At 63.5% G+C, this 15,723-nt stretch carries 13 protein-coding genes; 5 read left to right on the top strand and 8 right to left on the bottom strand.

All coding sequences use genetic code 11. The annotated features are described in order from the left end of the window. Positions 1-106: 106 nt before the first annotated feature. The 3 genes from glrR to IE125_RS09920 form a co-directional block, all read right to left on the bottom strand. On the bottom strand, positions 107-1,468 hold the full coding sequence (gene glrR, locus IE125_RS09930; RefSeq protein ID WP_189444790.1) for a two-component system response regulator GlrR: 1,362 nt from the start codon (positions 1,466-1,468) through the stop codon (positions 107-109). Positions 1,469-1,658: 190 nt separating this feature from the next. Next, positions 1,659-2,207, bottom strand: coding sequence for a hypothetical protein (locus tag IE125_RS09925; RefSeq protein ID WP_189444507.1), 549 nt, complete (start codon positions 2,205-2,207; stop codon positions 1,659-1,661). Continuing rightward, positions 2,192-3,838 (bottom strand): sensor histidine kinase, encoded by a 1,647-nt coding sequence (locus IE125_RS09920; protein ID WP_189444506.1) that lies wholly within the window; start codon positions 3,836-3,838, stop codon positions 2,192-2,194. Before IE125_RS09920 ends, IE125_RS09925 begins: the two co-directional genes overlap by 16 nt. Before the next feature lie 716 nt (positions 3,839-4,554). Between IE125_RS09920 and IE125_RS09915 the strand changes: the two genes are divergently transcribed. Continuing rightward, positions 4,555-4,869 carry a hypothetical protein gene (locus IE125_RS09915; RefSeq protein ID WP_189444505.1) on the top strand — a complete coding sequence of 105 codons (315 nt, stop codon included), beginning with the start codon at positions 4,555-4,557 and terminating at the stop codon, positions 4,867-4,869. On the opposite strand, the gene argA is transcribed toward IE125_RS09915, so the two are convergent. The 3 genes from argA to IE125_RS09900 all read right to left on the bottom strand — a co-directional run bounded on the left by argA (position 4,830) and on the right by IE125_RS09900 (position 8,290). Beyond that, positions 4,830-6,140, bottom strand: coding sequence for an amino-acid N-acetyltransferase (argA, locus tag IE125_RS09910; RefSeq protein WP_189444504.1), 1,311 nt, complete (start codon positions 6,138-6,140; stop codon positions 4,830-4,832). The genes IE125_RS09915 and argA overlap by 40 nt on opposite strands. Positions 6,141-6,285: 145 nt before the next feature. Then, a complete protein-coding gene (locus tag IE125_RS09905; protein ID WP_189444503.1) occupies positions 6,286-7,554 on the bottom strand; it encodes an inorganic phosphate transporter in 1,269 nt (422 codons plus the stop codon). Positions 7,555-7,609: 55 nt separating this feature from the next. Further along, positions 7,610-8,290 (bottom strand): TIGR00153 family protein, encoded by a 681-nt coding sequence (locus IE125_RS09900; protein ID WP_189444502.1) that lies wholly within the window; start codon positions 8,288-8,290, stop codon positions 7,610-7,612. Positions 8,291-8,453: 163 nt separating this feature from the next. Between IE125_RS09900 and IE125_RS09895 the strand changes: the two genes are divergently transcribed. Next, positions 8,454-9,332 carry a CYTH domain-containing protein gene (locus IE125_RS09895; protein ID WP_189444501.1) on the top strand — a complete coding sequence of 293 codons (879 nt, stop codon included), beginning with the start codon at positions 8,454-8,456 and terminating at the stop codon, positions 9,330-9,332. A 7-nt stretch (positions 9,333-9,339) separates the two neighbouring features. Here IE125_RS09895 and IE125_RS09890 read toward each other — a convergent pair whose 3' ends face one another. Together IE125_RS09890 and IE125_RS09885 are read right to left on the bottom strand one after the other, a co-directional pair. Continuing rightward, positions 9,340-11,283 carry an EAL domain-containing protein gene (locus tag IE125_RS09890; RefSeq protein ID WP_189444500.1) on the bottom strand — a complete coding sequence of 648 codons (1,944 nt, stop codon included), beginning with the start codon at positions 11,281-11,283 and terminating at the stop codon, positions 9,340-9,342. Beyond that, positions 11,280-11,924, bottom strand: coding sequence for a heme NO-binding domain-containing protein (locus tag IE125_RS09885; protein ID WP_189444499.1), 645 nt, complete (start codon positions 11,922-11,924; stop codon positions 11,280-11,282). The genes IE125_RS09890 and IE125_RS09885 overlap by 4 nt, the downstream gene beginning before the upstream one ends. Positions 11,925-12,139: 215 nt before the next feature. Here IE125_RS09885 and IE125_RS09880 point away from each other — a divergent pair, with 215 nt between their 5' ends. The 3 genes from IE125_RS09880 to IE125_RS09870 all read left to right on the top strand — a co-directional run. Further along, positions 12,140-13,072, top strand: coding sequence for an ion transporter (locus IE125_RS09880; RefSeq protein ID WP_189444498.1), 933 nt, complete (start codon positions 12,140-12,142; stop codon positions 13,070-13,072). 160 nt (positions 13,073-13,232) lie between these two features. Beyond that, positions 13,233-14,906, top strand: coding sequence for a methyl-accepting chemotaxis protein (locus tag IE125_RS09875; protein ID WP_189444497.1), 1,674 nt, complete (start codon positions 13,233-13,235; stop codon positions 14,904-14,906). 108 nt (positions 14,907-15,014) lie between these two features. Beyond that, a partial coding sequence (locus tag IE125_RS09870) for an HAD family acid phosphatase (RefSeq protein ID WP_189444496.1) occupies positions 15,015-15,723 on the top strand: 709 nt, incomplete at its 3' end.

Here is a 15,723-nt window from a genome sequence, read left to right as displayed (position 1 = left end):
GCGATAAATTTCCGAATGGTAATGACGAAAAAGCCACCGCCGACTGGTTCACTTGAAACCGTCGACGGTGGCTTTGGCTTTCTCGGCACTCGTTTGGAGTGAGTCGTCAGCTCGCCTGATCGGGCAGTGCGCTCGGCTTGAACAGGCTCGGGTCGAGGTCGTGGCGCGAGAGCAGTTTGTAGAAGTCGGTGCGATTGCGCCCGGCGATCCTGGCGGCCTGAGTCACGTTGCCTTCGGTGATCTTGAGCACCTTGATCAGATAGCTGCGCTCGAACCCGGCGCGCGCCTCGCTGAACGATGGCAGCGCGTTCTCCTCGGCCGCGAGCGCCTGCGACACCAGTGCTTCCGGGATCATCGGCGTGCTGGTCAGCGCCACGCACTGCTCGACCACATTGACCAGCTGGCGGACGTTGCCCGGCCAGGCGCTGGAAGCGAGCAGGTTGAGTGCTTCCGGCGAGAAGCCTTTGACGAACGGCTTATGTCTGACGGCAACCTGCGCCACCATGTGCTTGGCGAGCAACGGGATGTCTTCGGCGCGCTCCTTGAGCGGCGGCAGCTTGAGGTTGACGACGTTCAGGCGATAGTAGAGATCCTCGCGGAAGTCGCCCTCGTGCATGGCGCGGTCGAGATCCCGGTGGGTCGCCGAGATGATACGCACGTCGATCGGTACCGACTTGGTGCTGCCGAGCGGGCGAATCTGTCGCTCCTGCAGCGCGCGCAGCAGCTTGACCTGCAGCGTCAGCGGCATGTCGCCGATCTCGTCGAGGAATAGCGTGCCCCCATCGGCAGCCAGGAACAGCCCTTCGTGCTGGCTGATCGCCCCGGTGAAGGCGCCGCGCGCGTGGCCGAACAGCTCGCTCTCCAGCAGCTGCTCCGGCAGCGCGCCGCAGTTGATCGCCACGAACGGTTTGTCCGCTCGCGGGCTTGCCTGGTGCATGGCGTTGGCAAGCAGCTCCTTGCCCGAGCCGCTAGGGCCGGTCAGCAACACGCTGACATCGGAGGCCGCAACCATATAGGCCTGCTCCAGAATACGCTCCATCTGCGGGCTGCGGGTGATGATCTTGCTGCGCCACGCCTCGCCGCCCTCACCCCGCGTCGTCGGGGTCTGCGCGAGCGCCTCGTCGATGGCATCGAACAGTTCGTCGCGATCGACCGGTTTGGTCAGAAAGCTGAAAACGCCCTGGCGAGTTGCCGTGACCGCATCGGGGATCGAGCCGTGAGCGGTGAGGATGATGACCGGCATGCCCGGCACGCGGCGCTGCAGTTCATGGAACAGCGCCATGCCGTCCATTTCGTCCATGCGCAGGTCGGAAAGCACCAGGTCCGGCGCGCTCTCCTGGATATGGCTCAGCGCCTCGCGACCGCTCTCGGCAGTCGTGACGCGAAAGCCTCGGCTTTCGAGGCGCATGCCGAGCAGTTTAAGCAGGCTGGTATCGTCATCCACCAGCAGGATATGCGCGGCGTTCATCGAGCTGCCGGGCTGCATGGCGGGCGTGCGCACCGCGCGTGTCTTGGAGACTTCGTGATTCATTGGCATGGGACGGACACCTCCTGCCATCGCCCGGCCCCGGCGTCGCTGCCAGGGACACGCCCGCCCGGATTCGATGCCGGATGGACGTCGGGGTGCGATACCTGCCATCAGGCATCGCACGGATGGCTCAGTCGCGTGAGTTGATGGTTCGCTCGATGTCGGTCAGTGCATCCATTTTATCCGACATCTCCTTGAGCTGCTGTTTGAGCTGCTCGTTTTCCTGCTTCAGTGCCTGCGCATTGCGAGCGCCAGGTGACGGCTGACTGCGTCCGGTGGCTCTCTGCGAATAGAGATCCCGCCGCTCTTCCAGCTCGTTGAGCCACTGCTGCAGCAGCGGCTGCAGTCGCGGCGGCGCTTCAGCGATGCTCGCCTTGTAGAGATTGGAGGCTTCACGCCACTCGCCCGGACCATCCCAGGAGAGTACCACCGCGCGGGCGGCCTTCTGATCGGGCCGATCACCATAGAGGCGACCCACTGCCTGCTGGCGCCAGGCGTCATCGCCGCGCTGGGCCTCCAGGCCGAAACCGACCCAGGAGTCCAGCAGACAGACGTTGTCCACGAACGTCGGGATCTCTCCGCAGCCGAACGGCTGGGCCGGCTCGCTGGAGATCGACTGGCAGCCCGCCAGCATGGCGAAGCCGGCCAGCGCCAGCGCGCCTCTCACTCTGTTGACCATGTTTCGTTCCTTGCGTCGTCGGCCGGGACTCGTGAAACCGGTCCGGCATCGTTATCGTGTACGTGCCTGCCGGGCTGCGGCTCAGCCCAGGGCAGCGTGAGCCGAAAGCAGACCGGCAGCTCGGCGTCGTCGACCACTGCCAGCTGCCCTTGCTGAAGGCGAGCGCAATCGGCAGCGACCGAGAGCCCGATACCCGAGCCCTTGAGCGGCCCCTTGCGCCTGACGCTGCCCTGGTAAAAGGCCTCGAACAGACGTTCGCGGTCAGCCTGAGGAATCGGCTCGCCGCTGTTGGCGACCTCGAGCACCAGCCAGTCGCGCTGATGGGCGATACGGATCACCAGCTCGCCGTTATCCTCGCCGTAAGCCACGGCATTGGAGATCAGATTGTCGAGAATGCGCGCGGTGCGCTCGCGATCGGCCTGCCATGAGAGCGGATGATGCGGACTGGTGACCGTCAGGCTCTTGTTGTCGAGCGCCAGGCGGTGCTTGGCCAGCACTTCCTGGATCATCGCGGCGACATCGAACCGCGTCACCTTCATGCGGCGACTGTTCTGCAGCAGGTTGTAGTCGAGCAGCTGCTCGATCAACGTCTGCAGCTCCTGGCCGTTTTCGTCGATCAGGTGAACGATCTCGTCCTGGCGCTCGTTGAGATCACCCGCCACACCGTCCGACAATAGTGATGTGCCCTCGCGGATGCTCGCCAGCGGTGTCTTGAGTTCGTGGGACATGTGGCGCAGAAACTGCTGCTTCTGCGCTTCGAGTTCATTGAGGCGCCCGGAGAGCCAGGTCAGCCGATCGCCGAGCTGAACCAGTTCGGCCGGCCCCTGAATCCGCGTCGGCTTGCCATCGCGCTCGCCGCTACCCAGGCTGAAGATTCGACGCTCCAGCTGGCGAATGGGCCGCGTGATCAGCCAGGTGAAAAAGAGCATCAGCATGAGGCTGGCGGAGACCAGCGCCGCCGTCTGCATCCACAGTCGCGCCTTGACCGAATTGGCCTGCTCGCGGATGTCCGCAATGCGCTCGTCGATCAGCTGATTGGTCGCCTCGCGCACCGCATCCGACTCGCTGGCGAACCCGGAAAACCGATCGAGAAACGCCTGCATGCCGGCGCTGTCGGTCTCGATCTCCGTGTCCGCCTGCGGTTCGGGCTGGAGGAGCTCGTCGGCAGGCGTATCCGCCGCCGGCAAGGCAGCATCGGCGGCAGCGTTTGCCGCGTTTACGTCGATCTCCTCGTCACCGCGCAGTCGCGGCAGGATCTTGAGCGCTTGATAGCGTTCGGCAAGGGAACGGAAGTCGGCATCATCGCCCATAAGGCTGCGATGCTGCTCCAGCAGCTCGCCGAACTGGCGTGACTTCTGGTTGTAGATATCACGCAGCCCCTCCTCCTCGATGACCGCATACTGCCGGGCACTGCGTTCCATCTGCAGCGCCAGCGTGCTGAGCATGCGGGCACGGCGCGTTTGTTCGACGGCCTGACGCGCGCTCTGATCGGCCAACGTCGAGAGTTCCGACAGGGCCTGCCCGGCCTGAAACATCAATACCGCAATCGGTAACATCACGACGATGAAGGCCAGCAAAACCAGCTGAAGAAGCGAGCGTGGCCGCCAACGGCGTGAAAGCTCGGTGGTCATAAGTGCGACTCTGTGGGGAAAACCCATTGCTGTCATGGATCGTGTCACAACGATAACATTTTTATTGAACGCCCATGCGATCCCGAATTCGCCCCGATGGCATGGCGCATAGCGATGTCGCGGCCAATTTCGCCGCTATGTCCAACGGGAGTGCGCGATTCTTGCGCAAGAAGCCCCGAGTTCCTGCTCGCATTCCGGTTTTTAAGCACAGGGCTGATCGCATTCACCCTGCGTTCGACCGTACCCCTTGCGTTGAATGGCGATCCCGTATCGCCTGAAAACGCCCAAAAAAAGAGGGCCGGCAGAGCCGGCCCAAGGTACGCAGGGAACTGAAGGGTCGAAACGACCTTGAAGAACTGCCTGAATCAGCTGTTCGAGATCGTTCCATGAGCCCGAAGGCTCCGAAGCCAACAGTCGATCCGGCGCCATTCAGGGGCTCTCGACTGCCAAGACGGCGAACCGTCCGCTTCGTTCTCGAGCCGGTCGCCGATCGGTGAACGATCATGGCGGCCGGCTGCAATGGGTCCCCTCGCAGGAGGGGGAAGGCATCCTTGCCGGGGCATCCTTGCCCGAATGGTGCATCTCCTTGCCCGAAGGCCGCACCCGTCTCATCGCAACCTAAGTCACACATCGCGTGGAGCGGACGCTGTCGAGTCTTGCCAGATTCCTGCACAGGGTTGTCGAGGATTCTGGTAAGACTCGCCGAGAACCGATTCGTGAACCGCTTCTCGTCGCTCTCGACAAAGGATATTGCCAAAGCCGTGCCAGTTTTTAAAAATACCTTTAATTACAGCAATTTAAAAACAGACCACATCGACCATGAGGAGGGAGGTTTATACGCTGCTGCCAAAGACCTTCGAAAACCACCGAAATCCGTCTCCAAAAACCGACGCATAAAGGCTGATTTTCGATCTAATCAATGCAATCAACAACTTGCGTTGTCGCAAAAAGAAGACACCAGCACGCGAAAAGGCGGATTTCGGGTGTCGCTTTATAGCGACTTCAGCAGAACCTTCGAGCGTCGAGCCTGATTGTAGGCCTCGCGCTTGAGTGGCGGCAGCGCCTCGGGTGAGGCGAGTTCGAAACCGCGTTCGACGAACCAGTGGGTCGTATGGGTCGTCAACGCGAACAGCTGCTCGAGGCCCTGGCGCCTGGCACGACGCTCTATCTCCGAGAGCAGCGTCTCGCCGCGAGCGCCGCGTCGGTAGTCCGTATGCACGGCGAGACAGGCGAGCTCGCCCATTTTCGCTTCCGGGTAGCGGTGGAGCGCGGCACAGCCGATCGCCATCCCGTCGCGATCGATGACCACGTAGTCGTCGATCTCGTGCTCCAGTCGTTCGCGCGTGCGCGCGACCAGCATCCCGCTCGCTTCCAGCGGCTTGAGCAGCGCCAGCAGGCCGCCGACATCATCGAGCACGGCCTGGCGCAGCTGCTCGTAGCGGTTCTGGGTGATCATGGTGCCGACGCCGTCACGCGTGAAGAGCTCACCGAGCAGTGCGTCGTGATCACGCCAGGAAAGCAGGTGCGTTCGGCCGACACCGTGGCGAGCCGCTTCGCAGGCCGCGCCGAGATGGCGCCATAACTCGCTGCCAGAGGCCGCCTGCCGTCGCAGCACGTCGGCCTCGTCCGGCGTCAGCTGGCGCTGCAGCTGTCCGCTCTCGTCATGCAGCCCCGCCGATTCTCCAAGCAGAATCAGCTTGTCCGCTTTCAACGAGATCGCCACGTGCTGGGCGATCTCGGAGGCATCGAGATCGAACACCTCGCCCGTACGCGAAAATCCGAGAGGCGGCAGGATGACCAGGTTTCCGCCAGCCAGCAGGCTTTCAACGGCCTGGCTGCGCACGCGCCGCACCTCGCCACTGCGGTCGAAATCGACCCCCTCTCGCACGCCCAGCGGCTTGGCAGTGACGAGATTGCCGGAGACCGCCGTAAGCTCGACGCCGTGCAGCGGCGTGTTGGGCAACCCCAGCGAGAGCCGGGCCTCGAGGTCGAGTCGATGACGCATGGCGAGGCGCTCGACGTGATCCATGATCTCTCGGTTGGCCACCCAGCGGCCGTCATGACGCTGTGGCGCAATCCCCACCGCATCGAGCGCCGCCGTTACCTGCGGGCGAATACCGTAAACCAGCACCACGCGAACCCCGAGCGTATGCAGCAGCGCCAGATCCTTGAGCAGCTGGTCCCAGCGCGAGGAAGCCATCGCCTCGCCCTCGACGAGAACGACGAAGGTCTTGCCGCGATGGGCGTTGATGTAGGGCGACGAATTGCGGAACCAGTCGACGAAGGGAAAACGCGAGTCCAAGGATTGACGCTCCGGCTGCAGGCATGGCTGAAAACGAGGAAGTTTCCACTATACCAGAGCGTATCGACGCCCGGACCAGAGCGCTCCGACGCCCGGACCAGAGCGCCTCGACAGCCGGAGCCGAGCGCGCTGGTGGGCCGACCGGCTAGCCGAACATGCCTTTGAACATGAAGAAGAAGATGATCGACAGCAGCGCGCCGGCCGGCAGCGTGATCAGCCAGGAGAGCACGATGGAGCCGAGTACGCGAAGGTTGAGCGCCGCCATGCCCCGGGCGAGACCGACACCCAGTACGGCACCGACCAGCGTATGCGTGGTCGAGACCGGCAGCCCGGTACCGGAGGCCAGCACCACCGTGGAGGCCGCGGCCAATGTCGCCGCAAAGCCACGACTGGGCGTCAGTTCGGTGATCCCGGTACCCACCGTGGCGATCACCTTGTGCCCGTAGGTGACCAGGCCAACGACGATGCCGCCGCCGCCCAGCACCAGCACCCACCACGGCATCACCGAAGAGCCGTCGACCTGACCGCTGCTCTCCACCACGTTTATGACCGCCGCCAGCGGGCCGACGGCGTTGGCAACGTCGTTGGAGCCGTGAGCGAAAGCCATCGCACAGGCCGTGAACATCATCAGCACGCCGAAGATGCGCTCGACGCTGGAGAAGTCATGCTTGTTGCGCGCATGGCGATCCCCGCGATTGATCCGGTTTTCGAGCAGCAGGCCGAACAGCATGATGACGACCCCGAACGCCACCGCCAGCAGCAGGCTCTCGCCGAAGGTCAGGTCCAGCCCGACGTGAGAAAGCCCTTTGACCAGGGTGACCATCGAGACGATGAAACCGACCAGAAAGATGTATCCGGGCACGTAGCGTTTGGCGGCCGCAAACGGGTCGGGATTGTCGAAGATCAGTACCTGGACCGAGCGGAACAGCACGTACGAGAACACTCCGGCGATCAGCGGCGAGACGATCCAGCTCGAGGCGATGGTACCGATCGCATCCCAGTGCACGGAATCGACCCCTAGCCCGGCCACCGCGAACCCGACGATGGCGCCGACGATGGAGTGCGTGGTCGAGACCGGCCACCCTTTCATTGATGCGATCATCAACCAGGCGCCGGCCGCCAGCAGCGATGCCAGCATGCCGTAGACCAGCAGGTGCGGCTTCTCCGTCAGCAGTGACGCATCGACAATGCCATTACGGATCGTTTCGGTCACCTCGCCACCGGCGAGCCAGGCGCCGAGAAATTCGAAGATCACCGCGATGATGATCGCCTGTTTGATGGTGATCGCCTTCGAGCCGACCGAGGTGCCCATGGCGTTGGCGACGTCGTTGGCGCCGACCCCCCAGGCCATGAAGAAACCAAAGACACAGGCGAGAATGATGAAGGCATCAGCGTGTTGCGCGATGATGGACATGGGCACCGTTCGCTATGGTTGGCGTGGGGACACGTAGAAAACGAAAACCCGCTTTTCAGCGGGCCGTCAGTATCTGAAGGCGACTGCCGACGCGCTCCGCGCGGTCGGAAAGTTCGCCGATCCATTCGATGATCTTGTAGAGGAAGATGACATCGACGGGCGGGAGTTCGGCCTCGAGCTGGAACAGCTGCCGGCGGATCGCGATCTGCTGCTCATCGGCATGATGCTCGAGCTCGTGCAGCTCACGGATGAAGTTGTGCATGACATCCGAGACATTGCGACCGAAGCCCGACTCAAGCAGATCCTCGAGCTCTTCCAGCGCCTTGCGCGCCTGGTCGACCGTCGCTACCGCCGTCTTGAGATAGTCACGCATCGGTTCTGCCAAGGCATCGGGCACGATCATGTTGCGCCCCAGCATGATGCCGGTGATGTCGCGGGCCTTGTTGGCAATCTTGTCCTGCACGCTGATCAGCTCGAGCAAGTCCGAGCGTGACACGGGCAGAAACATGGTGTTGGGCAGGTTGAGCCGTAGCTGTGTCTTCAATTCGTCGGCATCGTGCTCGAGCTTCGTGATCGCTTCACGATGGATCTTCGCCTCTTCCCAGTCACCGCCGAGTGCCGCGTCGAAGAACGGCAGGAGCTGATTGGCGCACTCGCTGGTCTTGACGATATGAGCCAGAAGCGGCTGGAACGGCGAGCGGCCGAACAGCGCGGAGAACGGATTCGTACTCACCATGACGAACTCACCTTACCGGGCCTGGATGCGTTGAAAGTGGCGGCGCCAGTATAATGACTGGACCTGGTGGCGTCATGAAAAATTCATGTTCGCCCCGGATCGCGCGGGCACCGTTCATTGCATCGTGTCACCCCGAAGCCTCCTTTCCCAGTCCGGAGCCCTCATGAGCGACGAAATCGAGATCAAGCTGGCGCTGGCGCCGAGCGCCGTGGACGCCCTGATCGCACATCCGCTCCTGTCGCGCTGCGAATCGCAGACGATCGCGCTAGGCAACCAGTATTACGACAGCGAAGACGGCGCGCTGCAGTCCCGGCGCATTGCCCTGCGCGTGCGGCGTCAGGGCGAAACCTGCGTACAGACGCTCAAGAGTGCCGCCGCCAGCCAGAGCGGCCTGTCGACCCGCGGCGAGTGGGAGTGGCCGATCACGAGCGCCAGGCGCAACGCCGCAGGGCTGGACATCGCCGGGCTCGAAGCGCTGTCGCACCCGGCGCTGGCCGATGTCGATCTCGCCCGCCTGGCCCCCGTCTTCACGACCGACTTCGACCGCCGTTCATGGCGTTACCGTGAAGGCGAGAGCGATATCGAAGTCGCCCTCGACCGGGGCGAGATACGCGTCGGCGACCGCCTCCTGCCAATCTGCGAACTGGAACTCGAACTCAAGGCTGGCGACGCGGACGCACTGTGGATGCTCGCCGAACGGCTGTGCCAGACGTCAGGCCCGGGCGTCGAGCAGCGCGCCCTGGCTGCGCGCCCGGCCAATCACAGCAAGGCGAGCCGCGCCGCGCACCTGGCGCAAGGCTGGGGGGCGCCGGCGGCGAACCCGGCACCGACGCTCGATGATTTGATCGAGGCGATCGACAGCTGGCAGGACAGCGGCGACGAGCGCTGGCAACACCATGCTCTGGCCCTTGGCGAGGCGCTTTTCGCGCGTCTGCCCGCCGCCCTGCAGGCTCACGGCAAGACCGTGCTGGCCGACATTCGCGACGGCCAGATCCCCTTTCACGGCGCGGCGTGGCTGGCGCTGCGGCGGGCGCTTTCCTGATCGGCGCTCAGGTCGTCGATGGCGACGCTTGCGCCGACCGATTCGAGTCTCGTCGCCGATGCGGGCGCGGCAACGGGAAATCCGCGACCAGGCGCTCCAGCGGCAGCGGCTTGGCGTAGTAGTAGCCCTGAATATCGGTCACGTCCCACTCGCGCAGCAGATCCAGCGTGTCGCGCTCCTCCACGCCCTCGACCACCACGCGATAGTCGAGGCGCTGACACAGCGCGACCACCGCCGCGAGCACGTGGCGTTTGCGCGGCAGCGACGTGACATTCATCACCAGCTCGCGATCGATCTTGACCGTATCCATCGGCATCGAGGTTAGCTGGGCCAGCGACGAGTATCCGCTGCCGAAGTCATCGAGCGCGACGCTGATGCCGGCCGCCCGCATGCGATCCAGGCTGCGAAATGCCTTGACCGGATCGCTCAGGACCGAGGTTTCGGTGACCTCGACCTGCAGCCGCCGGTAGGGAACGCCATGCCGCTCGGATGCGGCGATCAGCACGTCGAGCAGATTGGGATCCATCAGCTGCCGGGTCGAGAGATTGACGCTCAGCAGGAAGGTTTCACCGTAGCGCTCGCGCACGGCTGCGTCCTTGAGCAGCGGCAGCGCCTGCTCCATCAGCAGCTCCCACAGCGGCGCGATGAGCCCCGAGCGTTCGGCGACATCGATGAACGCGCCGGGATTGATGATGCCATCGACCGGATCATGAAGCCGCATCAGCGCCTCGAAGCACTGGATTTTGCCACTGCTGGCGTCGACGATGGGTTGAACGAAGCAGCGCACGCCATCACCGGCGAGCGCGCCGCGAATCAGCTGCTCCGCCCGGCTGTTCTGGCGTTCCCACTGGCGCAGCGGTTCGCTGTAGTAGCGCCGCGTGCCGACATCGGAAAGCCGCGCATTGGCCAGCGCCAGGCGCGAGCGATGACGCCACTCGTCGATCGTGATCGGCTCGTTGCTGTCGAGCGCCGCGACGCCGCTGACGTGAGACAGCCAGACCTGCTGACCGTCGATCTCGACCGGCTCCGCCAGCAGTGACTCCAGCGGCAGCAGCGCCTCCTCCAGCACCTCCTGAGAATTACTGTCGAAGATCATCGCGAAAGTATGTTCCGGCAGCGCCACCAGCGGGATGCGCGGGGGGATCTGGCGACGCATGCCCTGAACCAGCCGCCGCAGCGCACTCAACGCGTCGTTGACCGCCACACCGTCGAACAGCGACGCCACGTTGAGCAGTTGAAACTTGACCAGCGCCATCGGCGCCCGCCGGCGATCCGACAGGCGCTCGTTGAGCATGATCTCGAGATAGGTGCCGTTGGGCAGCAGCGTCAGCGGATCGCAGAGCCGATGCTCGGTCGTGTCGGTCTGCGTGCCGGCCATGCGCAGCGCACGGCCGTTCTCGTCGCGCTGGCACAGCCCGCGACACAGCACCATTCGCCAGGCGCCGCGTCCATCGCGAATGCGGTACTCGACGTTGACCGACGGCGTCAGCCCATCCAGGTGCCGGTAAAGCGCGCGCTCCACTTCGCTCCGGTCATCGCCATGAATTCGCGAGAGCCAATCCTCGAGGCGCTGATTCTCGCCCTCGTGTGCCAGCCCCAGCATGTTCGACCAGCGCTCCGAGAGCAGCATGTCGCCGCTGTCGATCTCCCACTCCCAGACGCCATCGTTGGTCGCCGTCAGTACCAGGTTGAGACGCTGGGTGCGCTCTTCCACGCGGGACTCGAGTTTCTCCCGCGAGGTCTCGAGGTCGGCGATGGTCCGGCGCACCGACTCGAGCATGAAGTTGTTGAGCTGGGCCAGTTTCTGCAGCGCGATCTCGTCGCTATCGGTGTGCACGTGGAAATCGAAGCCGCCCTCCACGGCCTGGCACAGCTGATTGCTGATCGCATCGACGTGGTCCAGCAGATGCGTTTCACGCTCGGAAGCGATCGATTGAGGGGGTTCTTTCATTCTCTTGCCTCCCGCGTGACCGGCACTTTCTTGAGTTCTGCCTCCAGCAGCACCCCCGCCCCAGCGGAGACCGGTGAGCGGGCCGGCGCTGTCTCGAAATGCATCACGAAGCGACAGCACTCGTCGCCTCGGTGCCTGCAGCGTGCCTCGATGATTTCGCCGGTCTCTCCGTACTCCTCCAGCACCCGCAGAAACAGCGCCCGATACAGCGAACAGAGGCCGTTATCCGAGCGGTACTCGACCGTCAGCGTCGCCTCATCCTCGTCGACCACGCGGAATTTGTCGTTGACCCGCGCTTTCAAGGTTTCATCGTGCAGGCCGGCGCCCAGCGTGGCGTGAATTCTCGGCTGACGTCCCAGGAACGCCCGGGCGGATTCCGCAAGACTGAAGAACATCGGATAGTGGACACGGGTCCAGCGAATGAACAGATCAGCGTAGCGCGTCATCATCGCCTCGTGATCGAGTCCGAGATGCTCACCGGCCGCCGCGAACAGCGCGAGCGTATCGGCGTCGGCGTAGTCGGTATCGATTCGCCGACCGAGTGTCTCGAGCCCCGCTCGCTGCCGGATGGCGGCGAGCGTCTCTTCCCCGTAGGCTTCTTCGATGTGGTCGATCAGAATACGTTGAATCAACCCGATCATGGCTACCCTATCCTTTGTCAGGATCATCCTTGGCACATCGCCACTGCGCGGTGGCAATCTAGCCGCTGGTTTGGCCTTTTTCGGCATCTTCCGTTTGCGAATAGGCCAAGTCTATTTAGGATTATCGACCGAGTTATCGCGAACTGAACAGAGAGGAATAGATGAATTTCCTCCTCAATCCTCATTCGTCGGTCCTTTCTTCTTGAACCAACGGGATGACATCCATGCAATCCGGCGAGTCGTCGCTCAGAAAACGCCTTTTCCAGATCATCTTCGAATCCGATACCCCGCTGGCCAAGGGATTCGATATCGCGCTTATCTCATTGATTCTATTGAGTGTCGGCATCGTCTTTCTGGACAGTGTCCCCAGCCTTCACGCTCACTTCGGGCACATATTTCTGGTCATGGAGTGGGGATTTACGCTGATATTCACGCTGGAGTTGGCGCTGCGGCTTTACTGTCTCGAAAGGCCGCTTCGATACCTGCGAAGTTTCTACGGCATTCTCGACCTGCTGGCGATCCTGCCGACCTGGCTGAGCCTCTTCCTGCCCGGCGCCCAGTCGCTGCTGGTCCTGCGCGTGCTACGGGTGCTGCGCGTCTTCCGCGTGCTGCGGCTGATGGAGTTCGTCGGCGAAGGGCGAATGCTGGTGCAGGCGCTGCAGCGGAGCAAGCGCAAGATTTTTCTGTTTCTGACTACCGTGCTGTTGATCATCACGATCTTCGGCGCGCTGATCTACATGATCGAGCCACCGGAGGCGGGCTTCACCAGCATGCCCCGCGCCATGTACTGGGCCATCGTCACGCTGACCACGGTCGGCTATGGCGATATCGCCCCGGTCACCCCGCTGGGACAGTTCATTTCCGCCTTCATGATGATCCTCGGCTACTCGATCATTGCCGTACCGACCGGGGTCTTCTCCGCGGAGGTGATTCGCTCGATTCGCGAAGAGCGATATTCCGACGAGGCGTGCCCAGGCTGCGGCCACGAAGGGCATGAAAGGGATGCCAGATACTGCCGATTCTGCGGCACCTGGCTGGACGAGGAGACGCCCGACCCCAACGCGCCGGAACCCGAGGAACCCGACGACAACGACGCAGCGCAAGAGACCGAACAGCGCGACGATACGTCCGCGGATGAGCGTCAGTAGCCGGGCGATGACACCGCCCAGCGACGAGCGGAAATTGATCCCGGCAGACCACCAATCCGGCGCCCTCGCGACAATGTAACGATGTGTCATAAAACCGTGACATTTTCCTGACAGGCTGACGCGATCTCGCACTGCGATCTCAAGCTCCGGGAAATTCGTCATGACATTGCCTCGCGTCCCCCTGCCCCGCTTCACGTTGCGAAGCGGCCTGATCGCCATGCTGGTGATCTTTGCCTTACTGCTCGCCGCCGTCGGCGGTGGCAGCTACTTCGCCATGAAGCAGGCCCAGAGCGCGTTCGACGCCGTCTACGCGCTCAACGTGCAGCGCCTGGGCACGGCGCGTGAGGTCTACGCCGATCTGATGCAGACTCGCGTGCTGCTCGACAGCTACCAGACCGACTACAACCGTCTGCGCGTCAAACCGGCCAAGAAGACCTGGGCCAACGCGACAGCGACCTTCGAGCAGGCGAAGACCGCGCTATCCGACCTCCCCGTCAGCGCCGCCGCCGCGAGCGCTTCGGATCAGGAGAGTCTCGAGGCGCGCTTTCAGGCGCTGATCGACAGCGGTATTCAGCCCGGTTTCGATGCCCTGAAGGCCTGGGACGTTTCGGCCTATCAGCAGAGCGTGGCCCAGGCCAACGAGCTGACGTCAGCGCTGGATACCGCGCTCGCCACGCTTACCGACCGAGGGCGGCGAACCGCCGAAGCGGGCGCCGCCGCCATGGCGCGCAACGTCGATCTGATGCAGTTCGGCATACCGGCCGCTCTCGGTTTCACGGCGCTGGTCATCGGCTTTGCCTTCTTCATGCTTCAGCGCCATCTGCTGCGCCCGCTTGGCGAGGTGCAGCGTCATTTGGCGAACATTGCCGAGGGCAACCTGGGGCCCCGGCTGACGCTCGGCGGCGTCAGCGAGATGCGGCGTCTGAAAGAGGGCGTCGACACCATGCAAGGCGCCCTGCATGGGCTGGTTTCCCAGCTTCAGACGGGCAGCGTCGCGCTTCGCGGCGATGCGTCCAATCTCAGCGAGGCTAGCCACGCGCTGACCGACGAGAGCCAGCAGCAGGCTCAGGCGCTCCAGCAGACCTCCGCCAGCATGGCGCAGATTACCGCGACGGTCGCCCAGACCGCCGAGCACGCCGAGCAGGGGTGCCGGCTCGCGGCGGACAGCCGCCGCCAGCTGGATGGCAGCGGCCGTCAGGTCGATGCCGCCATCACCGAAATGCAGCGGGCGCGCTCGCGCTCCCAAGCCTCGCTGGAGGTGATCTCGATGATCGATTCGCTCGCCTTTCAGACCAACCTGCTGGCCCTGAACGCCTCGGTCGAGGCCGCCCGCGCCGGTAGCCAGGGGCGGGGGTTCGCGGTGGTCGCCGAAGAGGTGCGCTCACTCTCGGCGCGCTCGGCGCAAGCGGCACGCACCATTCGCGAACAGATCGAAGGCACACATCGTCAGGTACAACAAGGCACGGACGAGCTTGCCAGTGCCGGCCAGACACTGGCAAAAGCGATCGCCTCGAGCGAACGACTCGGCGAGCTGCTGGACGGTATCACGCTCTCCTGCCAGCAGCAGCGCGACGGCATTCACCAGATCGACCAGGCGATTCACGCCATCGACGCCGCCACGCAGCGCAACGCCACGCTCGCCGAGCGCACCCGCCAGGCAACCCGAGAACTGGACGCTCGCGCGGCACTGCAGCGCGAACAGGTTGGCCGGTTCAGACTGACGATCGTCGAGTCACAGAAGATAACGGCGCTATCGCGATTTCACGCCGACAACGGGTCACGAGCGCTCGTGAATTCAAAATCGGATGAAATGTCGACGTCTGCTACCGCGTGAGCGGATGTCGGACCGGAACCCGCATTGACGGTCGGTTTGAAGGCGGTGTCACGACTGGGTAGGTTAAGACGCTCGTTCCGCCCAGGGATCAATCAGAGGACACATCCAATGAATCACCGCATCCACAACCGTTTCGCCCATGGCGTTTTCACCTGCGCATCTCTTGGCGCCATGGCACTGGTCGCGATACCCGTCGCTCAAGCGGGCGATCTGCAGAACGCCGGCGAATGCGCGCCCCAGGAGTACGCCATGGCCCTGCGCTACCAGCAGCAGTCGGCCGAGATCGAAGCGCTTCAGCGACAGAATTACGCGCTGGCGACCGCGAGGCTGCAGCAGAAAATCGCCGATCATCCTGATGCCGACAAACTGGCGATCATGACCGACCTCGATGAGACCGTGATCGACAACTCGGCGCTGCTGGTGCGTGACATGCAGGCATGCCATGACTTTACCGCCTGGGATACGTGGAAAATCTGGGAGCAGGACGGCCATCCCCGCCTGATTCCCGGCGCCCGCGCCTTCCTGGACTACGCCGATGCTCACGGCGTCACGATCTTCTATGTCTCCGATCGCTACCAGGAGAACAAGTCGGCAACGCTCGCAACCCTCGAGTCTCTGCGTCTACCTCAGGTAACCGAAGAACAGGTTCGCTTGCTGGGCCCTTCGAAGGCGGAGCGACGTGCGGCGATTCAGCGTGACTATCAGTTGGTACTGCAGTTGGGCGATTCACTGGCCGACTTTGCAGGTGATTTTCACCACGCCTCACTCGACGCGCAGCACGCTCTAGTCGCAGAGCAGGCAGAACATCTGGGCGACG

Source organism: Salinicola rhizosphaerae (assembly GCF_014652715.1).
GTDB classification, from domain to species: domain Bacteria; phylum Pseudomonadota; class Gammaproteobacteria; order Pseudomonadales; family Halomonadaceae; genus Salinicola; species Salinicola rhizosphaerae.
This window is presented reverse-complemented; position numbering and strand designations above follow the sequence as displayed.

What these genes read in the sequence shown, in the direction of transcription:
- glrR (WP_189444790.1), bottom strand. Translation starts at nt 1,468, where the DNA reads ATGAACGCCGCGCATATCCTGCTGGTGGATGACGATACCAGCCTGCTT.
- IE125_RS09925 (WP_189444507.1), bottom strand. Translation starts at nt 2,207, where the DNA reads ATGGTCAACAGAGTGAGAGGCGCGCTGGCGCTGGCCGGCTTCGCCATG.
- IE125_RS09920 (WP_189444506.1), bottom strand. Translation starts at nt 3,838, where the DNA reads ATGACCACCGAGCTTTCACGCCGTTGGCGGCCACGCTCGCTTCTTCAG.
- IE125_RS09905 (WP_189444503.1), bottom strand. Translation starts at nt 7,554, where the DNA reads ATGTCCATCATCGCGCAACACGCTGATGCCTTCATCATTCTCGCCTGT.
- IE125_RS09900 (WP_189444502.1), bottom strand. Translation starts at nt 8,290, where the DNA reads ATGGTGAGTACGAATCCGTTCTCCGCGCTGTTCGGCCGCTCGCCGTTC.
- IE125_RS09895 (WP_189444501.1), top strand. Translation starts at nt 8,454, where the DNA reads ATGAGCGACGAAATCGAGATCAAGCTGGCGCTGGCGCCGAGCGCCGTG.
- IE125_RS09890 (WP_189444500.1), bottom strand. Translation starts at nt 11,283, where the DNA reads ATGAAAGAACCCCCTCAATCGATCGCTTCCGAGCGTGAAACGCATCTG.
- IE125_RS09885 (WP_189444499.1), bottom strand. Translation starts at nt 11,924, where the DNA reads ATGATCGGGTTGATTCAACGTATTCTGATCGACCACATCGAAGAAGCC.
- IE125_RS09880 (WP_189444498.1), top strand. Translation starts at nt 12,140, where the DNA reads ATGACATCCATGCAATCCGGCGAGTCGTCGCTCAGAAAACGCCTTTTC.
- IE125_RS09875 (WP_189444497.1), top strand. Translation starts at nt 13,233, where the DNA reads ATGACATTGCCTCGCGTCCCCCTGCCCCGCTTCACGTTGCGAAGCGGC.